This window comes from Methylococcus mesophilus (assembly GCF_026247885.1).
In the GTDB taxonomy this organism is placed as follows: domain Bacteria; phylum Pseudomonadota; class Gammaproteobacteria; order Methylococcales; family Methylococcaceae; genus Methylococcus; species Methylococcus mesophilus.
The window spans coordinates 1,918,418-1,930,402 of the sequence record NZ_CP110921.1; the positions used below are offsets into that span (position 1 = coordinate 1,918,418).

Genomic DNA, 11,985 nt, shown 5'->3' on the forward strand with positions numbered 1-11,985 from the left:
AAAAACCGAAAAGAGAGAAAAAGCCTCGGTTGTTGCCAGGGCTGCGCGCGCAAGGGGTACGCTTCGCCAGTCGGGGGCGGCGGTTCTGTGCCGCGCATGACGATCCTGCGTGCCTGGATTCAATCGGTGGCTCTTCGGGGTGAGTTGACGGCGATCGACCCGCGAAGCTTGCCAAACAATGGGCATATTGATTACCGTACGGAAATCATAAGCAGCGACTCGGTCTTCCCCATGACTTCGATTCCTCGCGGCGGACTCCGCCCCGGCGCCGGCCGCCCGCGTGGCACCGGCGCCTTCGGCGAACCGACCACCCCTGTACGCATCCCCGAAAGCCGCTTGGCCGAGGTGCGGACGCTCATTGCTCGCCCTCGCCGGCCTGCCGCACCGGAACTTGAATGGACAGGTGAACCGGACGCCAGCGCGCCGGGCTTGAGTCTTCCGCTGTTCGCCTCCCGCATCCAGGCCGGGTTTCCGTCTCCGGCGGATGATTACGTCGAAGGCAAGCTGGACCTCAACCAGCACCTGATCCGCAATCCGCCCGCCACCTTCTTCCTGCGGGTGCAGGGTGAATCCATGCTGGGGGCTGGGATTCATCCCGGCGATCTGCTAGTGGTGGATCGCTCGATCGAGCCCAAGCACGGGGCGGTGGTCATCGCGGTGGTGGATGGCGAGCTGACGGTCAAGCGCTTGTGGCTGGCGACACCGGAGCGGGTCGAGCTGCGCGCCGAGAACCCGGCCTATGCGCCGATCGTGATCGGCGAATTCCAGCAGTTCGAGCTGTGGGGCGTGGTCACCAGCGTGATTCATCCGCTGCTGCCATGAGCGTTTTCGCCCTGGTCGACTGCAACAACTTCTACGTCTCCTGCGAGCGGGTGTTCGATCCGAAGCTGGAAGGCCGGCCAGTGGTGGTGCTGTCCAACAATGACGGATGCGTGGTCGCTCGATCGCCCGAGGTGAAGGCGCTCGGCGTGCCGATGGGTGCGCCGTGGTTCCAATATCAGACCCTGGCCCGCAAGCAGCGCATCGTGGCGCTGTCCAGCAATTACGCCCTGTACGCCGACCTGTCCGACCGGGTCATGCGCATCCTGGCCGATCTCAGCCCGGCCCATGAGGTGTATTCCATCGACGAATGTTTCTGCGACTGGCGCGGCCTGGCCGGCGTGGATCTGATCGAGTACGGCCAACGGACCCGGCAGCGCATCCGCCAGTGGGTGGGCCTACCCGTATGTGTCGGACTCGGTCCGACCAAGACCCTCGCCAAGCTAGCTAACCATGTGGCGAAGAAGCAGCCGCAGCATGACAGCGTGTTCGACATCGCCCGGCTGACCGAAACCGAGCGCACGGAGCTGCTCGACCGCATTGCCGTCGGCGAAGTCTGGGGAGTCGGTCGCCGGATCGAAGAACGCTTGCGGGAACAAGGCATCACCACAGTACGGGCGCTGCGCGATGCCGATACTCGCATGATCCGCGCCCGTTACGGCGTGGTGTTGGAACGCACCGTGCGCGAACTGCGCGGCAGCTCCTGTCTGCCGCTGGAAGCCGTCACGCCCCCGCGAAAACAAATCCTCTGCTCGCGTTCCTTCGGCCAACGGGTGGAAGACCTCGACTCACTGCGCCAGGCCGTCACCGCCTACACTGCGCGGGCCGCCGAGAAATTGCGCCGGCAGGGCTCGAGTGCCGGGGCCATCCAGGTATTCATCGAAACCAACCGCTTCAACGATGAGCCCCGCTACGCCGCCCAGCGCACCATCCCGCTCGCCACGCCCACGGCAGACACGCACCGCCTCCTGCATGCCGCCCACCACGCCCTGGTGGACATCTACCGCCCCGGTTACCGCTACCAAAAGGCCGGGGTCATCCTGCTCGACCTCGACCCCGCAGAAAACGCCCAGCGCGATTGCTTCGCCAGCCTCGCCGCCGACGCAATCGACCCTGCCCGCGCCAAACTCATGTCCGCCATCGACGCCATCAACCGCAACCACGGCCGCGGCGCCCTGCGCTGGGCCGCCGAAGGCTACACCCGCCCGTGGGCGATGCGCACCGACCGGCGGACGCAGGGCTACACTACGCGTTGGAACGAGTTGGCGACGGCGAGGGCTTGAGGCCAATGGATCAGCTCACAAAAATCATCATTCAGTGGAGCAAAAGTGGCAAAAAAAGGCTTATCGATGGATTCGTTCTGTACCTGGGATGGCGAAACCTTAGTGCTGAATATTCTCGGACAACCGAGCGCAAAGCAGGATGCGATTGGCAAAGCCAAAGGCAATCAGCTCAAAGTAAGCGTGACTGCCGCGCCGGTAGGAGGCAAAGCGACCGACCATATGGTTCGCTTCTTGGCAAAGGAGTTCGGAGTAGCAACTCAGGATATCGAAGTTGTTTTTGGCCGGTACAACGTCAATAAGCAGCTACGCATCAAGTCTCCCAAGAAACTACCGTCTGTAATCGACAAGCAACTGCCCTGATAGACGGCACCTAGGCCGCATAAGGTTCAGCCGAGCCCGGATTACGATGAGCGCCTTGTTTCAACCACTGAGCAAGACCGAAAACAGGTCGGTTCGGCTAGCCGGTTTGGGCCAAATACCGTTAATCTGGGCGCGCTAAAATCTCTACCCTCTGCGCTTGCCAGTCCAGCGAGAAAGGACTCCGGCACCGACTCTCCGACACCCGCCCGCCTCCCTTCCCCGCCAAGCAAGCCTCTACGATCTCCGGCGCCAACTGCACCAGCCGCCCCACCCTGCTTGCCTGGCTCAGGTCGAGGCCTTCGGCATTGGCGATTTCACTGAGCGATTCGAACTTTCCCTCGTCCAACAACCGCTGCCAGAAGTGGGCCAATCCAAGGGCGCGGATGAGCGGCGTGTCCTGCTCGGCTCTGCGCTTTTCGACTTCCTGCCTGGCTTCTTCTCGGAATGCGGCCGGCGTGCCCAGTGGCGTGATAACCTCCCGCTTCACCCCACGCTTGACCAATGTCCAGGGGAGGAAGGTTTCGAGCCTCACTCCGTCCGCGGGGCTTGGGATCGTCGTTGTAACTGGACGGCCGGTGATCCGGCCTTGGCTTTTTCGGGGCATGGGATGCGTCTCACTCGAACCTGTCGATGGTCTCACGCTGGGCTTCCCAGTCCAGCGGCAGTCGATGGCGTTTCAGCCATCGTTGGGTCAGCGTCCGTGGCTGGTGCCCTGCCAGACAGCGCTCCACTTGCTCCGGCGCCAACAGGGCCAGCCGGAGCACGTGCGATACGCTCGGCGGCGTCAGTCCTTCCCGTTCCGCCAACTCGGCGCAACTGTGCACGACACCGGTGTCCAGCAGGTGCTGCCAGTACATGGCTCGGCCGATCGAGATGAGCAGGCCGGGGTCGTGAGCCGTTCGCTGAGTGTTCACCAGGTGCCACTGCCGCCGCCGCAAGCAAAACGGTACCAGGGTTTCGGGGTTGTCCATCAGGCCACCGCCTCCATTTCTATCAGTTCTGCCCCGATCGTTTTAGGCGTGAACTCACCCAGCAGCGCCTTCCAACCCAGCGCCCGCCAGCGGATCCTGAGACCACCCTCGGCGAGCTCGACCCGCTCGATCATGAGCTGGACGATGCGGTGCCGTTCGGCTGGGAACAGCTGTTCCCAGACGCTGCCGAGCTGGCCCACGGCAACCACAACCTGGGCTTCGTCGAGGTCGGCCGTTTGCGCCTGCACCGCCAGCCATATAGCCGCAATGGCTTCGGGACTGGCCAGGACGGTCCGGATCTGGGCGAGGGTGGCCGCTTCGATTTCTTCCGCAGGCAGCCGGACGCTGGTCTTGTGGCCGGCGCCGAAACGCGCTTCGGCCTTGGAGAAGTAATAGCGGTATTGGCGGCCGTTTTTCCGCACGTAGGTCGGGTACATCTTTTCGCCCTCGGTGTCGTAGAGCAGGCCGCGCAGCAGCGCGTCGGTTCGCTCCCGCTGCCGGGTTTCGGTGGCACGGCTGCGGGCATCCCGGGCCAGGACTGCGTGAACAGCGTCCCACAAAGTGGCTTCGATAATTGCCGGGTGGGCGCCGGGATGCCAACTGCCCTTGTGGGAGATTTCGCCGAGATAGATCCGGTTGCGCAGCAGGTGGTGCAGGTGTTTCTTGTCGATCCGGGCGCCGGGGCGGTGCCTGCCGTCCTGGGTGGTCCAGGCCTTGGTGGTGATGCCTTCGGCATTCAGCGCCGCGGCGATCCGGGTGGTCGAACCGACGCTGAGCATGTCCTTGAAGATCCGGCGGACGATGGCGGCCTCGTTTTCGTTGACCACCAGTTGCCGATCCCTGACGTCATAGCCCAAGGGCGGTACCCCGCCCATCCACAGCCCCTTGCGCTTGGCCGCGGCGATCTTGTCGCGGATGCGCTCGCCGGTGACTTCGCGTTCGAACTGGGCGAAGGACAACAACACGTTCAGCATCAGCCGTCCCATCGAGGTGGTGGTGTTGAACTGCTGGGTGACCGAGACAAAGGACACGCCCTGGCGCTCGAACACTTCGACCATGCGGGAGAAATCCGCCAGGCTCCGGGTCAGCCGGTCGATCTTGTACACCACCACGATGTCGATCCGGCCGGCCTCGATGTCGGACAGCAGACGCTTGAGCCCCGGCCGCTCGGTGTTGCCGCCGGAGTAGCCGGGATCGTCGTAGTCGTCAGCGACCGGGATCCAGCCTTCGATCCGCTGGCTGGCGATGTAGGCGTGGCCGGCTTCCTTCTGGGCGTCGATGGAGTTGAACTCCTGGTCCAACCGTTCATCGGAGGACACCCGGCAGTAGACGGCACAGCGTTGGCGGGGCTTGGACGGGGCGCCGGTTTGCACTTCCATACGGTTCGATGCCCTCATGTCCCCTCCCCGGCTTGGCGCAGGCCGAAGAAGAGCGGGCCGGACCAGGCGGTGCCGGTGATGTGGCGCGCTACCGCGGTCAGGCTCTTGAACGATTGCCCGGCATAGTCGAACTGCCCTTCGGCAGTGACAGTGACCTTGTGGTCCTGCTCGCCCCATTCCCGCACCAGCACCGTGCCGGGCGGCAGGTGAATCGCTGGCGACACCCGCCGGGACTTGATCTTCGAGTGGCGCTGGCCGATCAGCTCGAGGCGCCGGCGGGTCTCGGGCGCGAGGCCGCCGTAGGCGGCTTCCTGAATCTTGTAGGCGATGCGGGATTCCAGGTAGTTCCGGTTGGGATGGGTGGGGCGGCGCGGGAAATACTTGTCCCACAGCGCCCAGAGGTCTTTGATCGGCAGGTTCGAGAGCGAGGCCACTTGGGCCGCCACCGAGAGTTTCAAGTCGTTCATTACACACGCTCCGGTTGAGAGGGAGTGGTATGGACGCGCTTCCCGGCCAGTAAGCCAAGGTCCAACCCGGTCTTTTTCTCGGATTCTTTCTGGAGCGTGCGGACAATCGCAGCGGCCAGGATCGTAGTGATCTCGTGGGCGCGTTGGGCGGGGGAGAGACGTTCGGGCGACGGGAAGGATGGCATCGTCATCGGCAACTCAACAATCATTTGGCACGAAAGGGATGCCTACCAGTCTCCGTCACAACCCGATCGCCGCACCATCCCGAGATTTCGAAGGTCTACGGGTCGTTGCAGGCCATTGCAAAAACTAGTCGAATTTTTCGGCTCGGAAACCGCTGTGGAGGGTGCTTTCGACGACCTGGCAGCCCAGGTTTCGACACCAGAACTTGATGTGATAAAAAACCTGCTATCGCCTGAAGCGTCCCTGGCGGATGGCTGAATCCATCCGCTCGGCCGGATCGTCGTCCTCCTCCTCTTCACGCTGCCAGCGCGGCTCGGCCTTCGGCATCAGCAGGAGAGCGAGCGTGTAGTCGTAGTGCTCGTTGACGAAGGTCAATTCTGTCAATGGCATGTCCCTGGGCTCCTTGGGAAACCAGGTCTTGGCCGAGAGGCTCCCTTCCTGAATCGGAATGCCGCCATTGTGGCCATGGGCCAGCGACTCGAGGGGAACGGCATAGGTGCGCTTGCGAGTGGCGAATACCGCACCCGACTTGAAGGCTGCCTGATTTGAGCGCGCCCACAACAAATGATCATCACGGACGGCGACGAGCACCGCCCGGTTTTCGGCGATCTCGATCCATTTCAAGGCAGCCGCCGTCAGCGAAACGCCGTAGCGCTCGGCGCAGTGGGCCAGCAACTCGAAGGAAATACGCTCCTTGCCGATCTGCTGCCGGAAGTCGTCCAAAGGCATCAGGAGGTAAGACGCGAACGTGTCCGCTTCGGTTTCGAGCTGTCGCTCTTCGGCATCCCATTCCTCCATGTCCTGTTGGCTGCAGCTGAAGAGCTCCTGCCGGTCGCGGTGCAGCAGGTAATGGCCGAATTCATGAGCCAGCGTAAAACGGATCCGCCCCCTGGACCGGACTGCCGAGTTGTAGACGATTTTCCATTGGGTCTTGCTGGGATGGGCCGCTAGCATGCCTTCGAACCCAGGTAGATCGGCGCCCTTGATCTGGGTGATCGGTGCGTGCGGGAAGCACTGTTTCGAATACTCCAGCGCCAGTGCCTCCACATCGACCGGAAACCGTTCGCGCCCCAGTACCTGCCCGAGCATCACGTTGAGCCGATTGGCCTCGGCCGTTGGCCACTTGCGCTCGGTCATGGATCGTCGTCCCAGACATCGATGAGTTGCCGCAGCTTCTTCTTGGTTTCCTCCGGCATCTTCTTGTACTTCCGGAAAAAGGCCTCGTCCGCGACGGCCGCGTCGGGCGTCATTTCCTGGTCATTCATCAAGAACTCCGTCGTGACCTCCAACACGGCGGCGATTCTGGCGATCTTTTCTGCAGACGGGTTGGGAGCCTCCTTGTTTTCGAGCTCCCAAAGATAGCTCTTGCTGGATTCGGTTAGGTCGGCAAGCTGATCCAGGCTCAGTTTCTTCTGCTTGCGCAACCCCCGGATTTTCTCACCCAAGGGCGATGGCACGGTGTTTCTCCTCTCGTCAGGTCAATTCATGTCACCGCAGGCGACCTTAGGAATATAGCACCGTGCCGAACGAATTCGTACCGGCTTGACAGAACATTCAGCAGCCCGCAATAATTCGCATCGTTCGGTGTACCGAACCTATCCGTCCTATTGGGTCAGTGTTCGTTGCTCAGGCCGCTCATTCCTCGTTTTTTCTTCAGTACAGGAGAAATCATCTTGGCTGCATTCAATCTTCGTCACCTCATCCGGGAGATCCCCGGGAAAACCTGGCGCGACTATTTGGCAAAGCGGTCTATCGAGGTCGGTGACGATTTCGATTGGGAGGCGGAAGAATCCGCGCTGGCAAATGCCCTGATCGCCCGCTTCGAGAGTCTCGAGGACAGCGAACAACGCGCGGCGGTCCACGCGGAAATGCGCAGGGTTCACCGGCTGGCCCAGCGCAAAGGCATCTACGCGCTGCTCAACGCAGGGCATGGACAGTCCGAGATTCAGGAAGGTTTCGAACAATTGCACAACCACGCCGAGCGCGCCCTTTGGACCTGGGTGCATTGGCCGGCGGTGTTTCAGATCGGCGAGCGTTTGTTGCAATTCGATCTGAGTGCCGGCACCCGGGCCTGGAAACGGCAGGCCATCAAGGTCAGCGAACCCGTATCTAAAGAGGAAGAGAATATCCGGGCTTTGGAAACGGCTTTGTCGGCATTGATGTCGCGCCGGAAAGGCCCCCGACGGGCGTGCCGGATCGATGTCTGCGAGCGGTGCCTCGATGGCGGCGTTCAGGTCAATATCTACATCGAGGACGACCCGAACGATCTGGTGGAATTCGTCGAGGAAAACATGAAACGCCGAACCACCCGGCCGGCGGGCAATCTGGCGCTGGTGTATTACCCGATCTCCGGGATCGTCGACAGTGTCGGTCGAGGCGGCGCGCGGATCCATGTCACCCTCGTCACCCTTTTCGCAAAACACCTCCTCAACCGAGACGTCAAGCCGGAGGCTGTCAAGCAACCGATGTTCCATCTCAACCGTCTGCGTTATGGACTCGCATTTGTCGAAGGCGATGCCATCGATCTGGCGACCCATGGCGTGGATCGTATCCGGCTGCGGCAAGTCCGAGTACGTGCCACGATCCCCCCATGCTGCGATTTCTGGGTCGAGACACCAGCGGATCCGAACGAAGCTTGCGCATTCACGGCATCCAGTACGCACTTGCAGGAGAGAGACTTTTTCCGAGGCCCCTTCAATCTGGTCGAAGTGGTGATCAGCGTCTACTTCGTCCCGAGTGAACCGGGAAAAATCGGCCATGTCCTGAACATCGTTCTGAAACAGTCCGGCGTGTCCAACCTGCGCGACCTGAGCGAGAGCGACGCACAACTCGCCGACGCCCTGCTACGCGCGTGGCAGGTCACCGAACCGAGCGAATTCGAAGCCAAGCTGGCCGCCTAGGTGACCGATGCCGGCCTGCAACGACATCGCCTTCGGCCTGCTTTGCGAGCTGATCGAGGCGCCCCATGCGGATATCCACCCCGATACCGTCCGATGTTCCGGTAGGCGCGAAGCCTACGAGCACCTGCACGAACTCCAAGCCCTGCAAGTGGGTACGGGCCTTGCGGGTTCCGTTCTCTGCCCTTGGTGTGGAGACGACGAACTGTGTTCGCTCAGTTTCTCCGAAGAAGGCTATCGCGGCTATTGCAGCGATTGTGGCTGGCTGAATCTTGCCACCCACCAGGTGAAACCCCTGCGGGTCGAGTATCAACGCATCGTCCGCTGGATCGCCTCCGCGCTCGGCCTGCAGGGACGCTTTCGACTCGAGGAACGCGTACCGGCCCGGCTTTGGCGTTTGGGTGACATCGAACATCGGCGGAAACGCCGCACGGTGTTTTTCGGCAGGCGGCTGAACGAGTCGAGCGATGCGCAAACGATCGACGCCGGCATCCGTGCCGTCGCCGCGCCGGGGACCGAGATCCTGATTACGACCACCCCGCAGGATTCGATTGCGCCACCGCTCGCGAACGGTCGGCTCGTACCCCTTCGCGCCGTGTCACATCTGCGCAAAGCCGGCTTCGTCGTCGAAAACTTGGAGTCCTATCTTGACGCGCCCCTGATTGCTGATGAGGACGTTGCCGAGACTTCGTTGCGGCTGCTGCATTCCGGCCGGCTCGCCTTGATCGACGGCAAACAGATCAAAGTCTCACCCCAGATCTACCGATTTCTCAGCATTTTGATCGACGCAGACGGCAAGCCCGTGCACAAAAGAGTGCTCGCCGATGCGCTAGAAATGGATGTCGACGCCTGCAAAGGTTCCGAGATCTTCAAGCGGCACAAAGCGGTCTACCGAACCTTCATCGAACATGACACTGAGGGCCGCTACTGGATCAAACCCGAGTTCCTGAGCCGACGAGGAGGTGAATGACCGTAATCATCCTTATTCCTATTTTCCCGACATATTCCACAACGTACTCAACATGAGGTAAACCGATGAGCAAGAACCAATGGGTCGTCAAGAACGGCGACGGCTGGGGCGTCCGGGGCGAAGGCAATAGCCGATTGACCTCCAAGCACGACACCCAACACGAAGCCATCGAGCGCGCACGAGACATCGCGCGCAATCAGAGCAGTGAAGTCATCATCCAAGGCGAGGATGGGAAGATCCGCGAGCGCAACAGCTTCGGCAACGATCCTTTTCCCCCACCCGGATGATTTCGCCGTAATCGCATTATCGATCGAACCGGCCCGGAGCATCCCTCCGGGCTTTTTCGTTTCTGTCGCCTGAAATTCGAATTGCAGGTTTTGCCCACCCCTGCCGCCCGTTTTGCCCCCCGCTTTGTCCACCCCCTGACGCCCAGAATTTGTTCACGTTTCCGCAACAACCCACAGGAGCGACTCGTGAACGTAAAACATCTGAATCAACGCCAACTGGCGGATCGTTGGGGCGTCAGCGAAGCCACGCTGGAACGCTGGCGGTCCGAAGGCATCGGCCCGGTCTATCTGAAGCTGCACGGCCGGGTGCTCTATCGTCAGGAAGACATCGAGGCCTACGAGACCCGCCACCTCCGCAGAAGTCCCGGTCAATGCGTTCAGGCCGGAGGTGCGGCATGACCTCGATGAACCCCGACATCCTCCTCGCCACTCCGGCCGGCCAGCTCGCCGAGTTGCCGGCGGAATCGCTGTGCCGGTTCAAGCTCGACGCCGACGCGCAACTGGCCGCCGCCAAGACCCTCAACGAACACTTGGACCGCGCCCTCGAGATCAGATACGCCGAGCGCGCCCGCCAACTGCGGCTGGCTACGGGCAAAGACACCGGCATCGTCCACTTCGACGACGGCCCGGTGCGGGTCACCGCCGACCTCCCCAAGAAGGTCGAGTGGGATGCCCGACAGCTCGCCGCCCTGGTGCGACGGATCGCCGACAGCGGCGAGGACCCTGCCCAATACGTCGAGATCGGCTACCGGGTATCCGAGACCAAGTTCAACGCTTGGCCGGCCGGCCTCCAGCAGAGCTTCGCACCGGCCCGTACGCTCAGGACCGGCAAGCCCGGCTTCCGTTTGGCGCTGCTCGGGGAGGACGCGGTATGACTCTCCCCATCATCAGCGCCGACCAGCGCTTGGCGGAACGGCGCGGCGTCAAGGGCGTCCTGGTCGGCAAAGCGGGCCTCGGCAAGACCTCGCAACTGTGGACGCTGGAAGCCGCCTCGACCCTGTTCTTCGACCTGGAAGCCGGCGACCTCGCGGTCGAAGGCTGGGCCGGCGATACGATCCGGCCGCGCACCTGGCCCGAATGCCGCGACTTCGCGGTCTTCATCGGCGGCCCCAATCCGGCCTTGCGGGATGACCAGCCCTTCAGCCCAGCCCACTTCGACGCGGTGTGCGCGCGCTTCGGCGACCCCGGTGCGCTGGAACGATACCAGACCGTGTTCGTCGACTCGATCACCGTCGCCGGGCGCTTGTGCCTGCAGTGGTGCAAGGGGCAGCCGCAGGCCTACTCCGAGAAGACCGGCAAGCCGGACAGCCGCGGGGCATACGGCCTGATGGGCCAGGAGATGATCGGCTGGCTGACGCATTTGCAGCACACCCGCAATAAGAACGTCTGGTTCGTCGGGATCCTGGACGAGAAGCTCGACGACTTCAATCGCCGGGTGTTCGCGCTGCAGATCGACGGCGCCAAGACCGGGCTCGAACTGCCGGGGATCGTCGATGAAGTGGTCACCCTGGCCGAACTGCCCGCGGACGATGGCAGCCGCCACCGGGCGTTCGTCTGCCAGACACTGAACCCTTGGGGCTATCCCGCCAAGGACCGCTCCGGCCGGCTCGATCCGATCGAACCGCCGCACCTCGGCCAGTTGATGCAGAAGATCGCCGGCCCCGCCCGCCCGCTAGCGGAACGGCTCGATTTCAGCCGTCCTGCCCCCGCAACGATCCCCACCCAGGAGACCTGACCATGAGCTATTTCGATTTCAATTCCGCCGAGCAGGCGAGCTTCGAGCTGATCCCGAAGGATACCCTGGTGCGGCTCCGCCTCACCCTCAAGCCGGGCGGGTTCGACGATGCCAGCCAGGGCTGGACCGGCGGTTGGGCCACCCGCAGTCCTGAGACCGGCGCCGTCTATCTCGCATGCGAAGGCGTGGTGTTGGATGGCCCTTACGCCCGCCGCAAGCTGTGGTGGAACATCGGCCTGCACTCACCCAAGGGGCCGACCTGGCAGGCGATGGGCCGCAGTTTCATTCGGTCGCTGCTGAACAGCGCCCGCCGCATCCATCCCGCCGACATCGGCCCCCAGGCCCAGAACGCCCGCCGCATCGCCGGCTTCGCCGAGTTGGACGGGCTGGAATTTGCCGGCCGCATCGACATCGAGAAGGACGGCCGCGGCAATGACCGCAACACCATCCGGGCGGTCATCGAGCCTGATCACAAGGACTATGCCCAGCTCATGGGCCAGCACTTCGCCCCGCCGGTCCCAACTTCGCCTTCGGGTGCGATACCGGCAGCGGCAGCCTATGCGGCTTCGACGCCGGCTACATCCCCAGGCGTCCCCGGCGGCAAGCCGGCCTGGGCCCAGTAAGGGAGGACATC

The 11,985-nt window shown here is 62.7% G+C and carries 16 protein-coding genes; 10 read left to right on the forward strand and 6 right to left on the reverse strand.

The annotated features are described in order from the left end of the window. The first annotated feature begins 231 nt into the window (after positions 1-231). The 3 genes from OOT43_RS08990 to OOT43_RS09000 are packed head-to-tail and all read left to right on the forward strand — an operon-like array spanning position 232 to position 2,462. Entirely contained in the window at positions 232-822 is a 591-nt protein-coding gene (locus OOT43_RS08990; protein ID WP_317134066.1) for a LexA family protein, read from the forward strand. Further along, positions 819-2,102, forward strand: coding sequence for a Y-family DNA polymerase (locus OOT43_RS08995; RefSeq protein WP_266024576.1), 1,284 nt, complete (start codon positions 819-821; stop codon positions 2,100-2,102). The genes OOT43_RS08990 and OOT43_RS08995 overlap by 4 nt, the downstream gene beginning before the upstream one ends. Positions 2,103-2,147: 45 nt before the next feature. Beyond that, the gene (locus OOT43_RS09000) at positions 2,148-2,462 is read left to right on the forward strand and encodes a DUF167 domain-containing protein (protein WP_266024577.1); all 315 of its coding nucleotides are present in this window, start codon (positions 2,148-2,150) and stop codon (positions 2,460-2,462) included. Between the two features lie 121 nt (positions 2,463-2,583). On the opposite strand, the gene OOT43_RS09005 is transcribed toward OOT43_RS09000, so the two are convergent. From OOT43_RS09005 to OOT43_RS09030, 6 genes are all read right to left on the reverse strand, one after another. After that, positions 2,584-3,066, reverse strand: a complete 483-nt coding sequence (locus tag OOT43_RS09005; protein ID WP_266024578.1) for a hypothetical protein — start codon at positions 3,064-3,066, stop codon at positions 2,584-2,586. A 10-nt stretch (positions 3,067-3,076) separates the two neighbouring features. Next, positions 3,077-3,433: a site-specific recombinase resolvase gene (locus OOT43_RS09010; RefSeq protein WP_266024579.1), complete on the reverse strand. Its 357-nt coding sequence runs from the start codon at positions 3,431-3,433 to the stop codon at positions 3,077-3,079. Beyond that, positions 3,433-4,830 carry a recombinase family protein gene (locus tag OOT43_RS09015; protein WP_266024580.1) on the reverse strand — a complete coding sequence of 466 codons (1,398 nt, stop codon included), beginning with the start codon at positions 4,828-4,830 and terminating at the stop codon, positions 3,433-3,435. The genes OOT43_RS09010 and OOT43_RS09015 overlap by 1 nt, the downstream gene beginning before the upstream one ends. Further along, entirely contained in the window at positions 4,827-5,279 is a 453-nt protein-coding gene (locus OOT43_RS09020; RefSeq protein WP_266024581.1) for a DUF2924 domain-containing protein, read from the reverse strand. The genes OOT43_RS09015 and OOT43_RS09020 overlap by 4 nt, the downstream gene beginning before the upstream one ends. Positions 5,280-5,687: 408 nt before the next feature. Continuing rightward, the gene (locus tag OOT43_RS09025) at positions 5,688-6,599 is read right to left on the reverse strand and encodes an ImmA/IrrE family metallo-endopeptidase (protein ID WP_266024582.1); all 912 of its coding nucleotides are present in this window, start codon (positions 6,597-6,599) and stop codon (positions 5,688-5,690) included. Further along, the gene (locus tag OOT43_RS09030) at positions 6,596-6,919 is read right to left on the reverse strand and encodes a helix-turn-helix domain-containing protein (protein ID WP_266021484.1); all 324 of its coding nucleotides are present in this window, start codon (positions 6,917-6,919) and stop codon (positions 6,596-6,598) included. The genes OOT43_RS09025 and OOT43_RS09030 overlap by 4 nt, the downstream gene beginning before the upstream one ends. Before the next feature lie 216 nt (positions 6,920-7,135). Here OOT43_RS09030 and OOT43_RS09035 point away from each other — a divergent pair, with 216 nt between their 5' ends. The 7 genes from OOT43_RS09035 to OOT43_RS09065 all read left to right on the forward strand — a co-directional run bounded on the left by OOT43_RS09035 (position 7,136) and on the right by OOT43_RS09065 (position 11,974). Beyond that, positions 7,136-8,362 carry a hypothetical protein gene (locus tag OOT43_RS09035; protein WP_266024583.1) on the forward strand — a complete coding sequence of 409 codons (1,227 nt, stop codon included), beginning with the start codon at positions 7,136-7,138 and terminating at the stop codon, positions 8,360-8,362. 7 nt (positions 8,363-8,369) lie between these two features. After that, positions 8,370-9,329, forward strand: coding sequence for a hypothetical protein (locus tag OOT43_RS09040; RefSeq protein ID WP_266024584.1), 960 nt, complete (start codon positions 8,370-8,372; stop codon positions 9,327-9,329). 65 nt (positions 9,330-9,394) lie between these two features. Then, positions 9,395-9,616, forward strand: a complete 222-nt coding sequence (locus OOT43_RS09045; protein WP_266024585.1) for a DUF2188 domain-containing protein — start codon at positions 9,395-9,397, stop codon at positions 9,614-9,616. A 186-nt stretch (positions 9,617-9,802) separates the two neighbouring features. Continuing rightward, positions 9,803-10,015, forward strand: a complete 213-nt coding sequence (locus tag OOT43_RS09050; RefSeq protein ID WP_266024586.1) for a helix-turn-helix transcriptional regulator — start codon at positions 9,803-9,805, stop codon at positions 10,013-10,015. Beyond that, positions 10,012-10,491: a hypothetical protein gene (locus OOT43_RS09055; protein WP_266024588.1), complete on the forward strand. Its 480-nt coding sequence runs from the start codon at positions 10,012-10,014 to the stop codon at positions 10,489-10,491. The genes OOT43_RS09050 and OOT43_RS09055 overlap by 4 nt, the downstream gene beginning before the upstream one ends. After that, positions 10,488-11,351 (forward strand): ATP-binding protein, encoded by an 864-nt coding sequence (locus tag OOT43_RS09060; RefSeq protein ID WP_266024590.1) that lies wholly within the window; start codon positions 10,488-10,490, stop codon positions 11,349-11,351. The genes OOT43_RS09055 and OOT43_RS09060 overlap by 4 nt, the downstream gene beginning before the upstream one ends. Before the next feature lie 2 nt (positions 11,352-11,353). Then, positions 11,354-11,974, forward strand: a complete 621-nt coding sequence (locus OOT43_RS09065; RefSeq protein ID WP_266024591.1) for a hypothetical protein — start codon at positions 11,354-11,356, stop codon at positions 11,972-11,974. Positions 11,975-11,985 lie beyond the last annotated feature (11 nt).

Coding starts and splice junctions, on each gene's coding strand:
- OOT43_RS08990 (WP_317134066.1), top strand. CDS start 232: ATGACTTCGATTCCTCGCGGCGGACTCCGCCCCGGCGCCGGCCGCCCG.
- OOT43_RS08995 (WP_266024576.1), top strand. CDS start 819: ATGAGCGTTTTCGCCCTGGTCGACTGCAACAACTTCTACGTCTCCTGC.
- OOT43_RS09005 (WP_266024578.1), bottom strand. CDS start 3,066: ATGCCCCGAAAAAGCCAAGGCCGGATCACCGGCCGTCCAGTTACAACG.
- OOT43_RS09010 (WP_266024579.1), bottom strand. CDS start 3,433: ATGGACAACCCCGAAACCCTGGTACCGTTTTGCTTGCGGCGGCGGCAG.
- OOT43_RS09015 (WP_266024580.1), bottom strand. CDS start 4,830: ATGAGGGCATCGAACCGTATGGAAGTGCAAACCGGCGCCCCGTCCAAG.
- OOT43_RS09020 (WP_266024581.1), bottom strand. CDS start 5,279: ATGAACGACTTGAAACTCTCGGTGGCGGCCCAAGTGGCCTCGCTCTCG.
- OOT43_RS09025 (WP_266024582.1), bottom strand. CDS start 6,599: ATGACCGAGCGCAAGTGGCCAACGGCCGAGGCCAATCGGCTCAACGTG.
- OOT43_RS09040 (WP_266024584.1), top strand. CDS start 8,370: ATGCCGGCCTGCAACGACATCGCCTTCGGCCTGCTTTGCGAGCTGATC.
- OOT43_RS09045 (WP_266024585.1), top strand. CDS start 9,395: ATGAGCAAGAACCAATGGGTCGTCAAGAACGGCGACGGCTGGGGCGTC.
- OOT43_RS09055 (WP_266024588.1), top strand. CDS start 10,012: ATGACCTCGATGAACCCCGACATCCTCCTCGCCACTCCGGCCGGCCAG.
- OOT43_RS09060 (WP_266024590.1), top strand. CDS start 10,488: ATGACTCTCCCCATCATCAGCGCCGACCAGCGCTTGGCGGAACGGCGC.
- OOT43_RS09065 (WP_266024591.1), top strand. CDS start 11,354: ATGAGCTATTTCGATTTCAATTCCGCCGAGCAGGCGAGCTTCGAGCTG.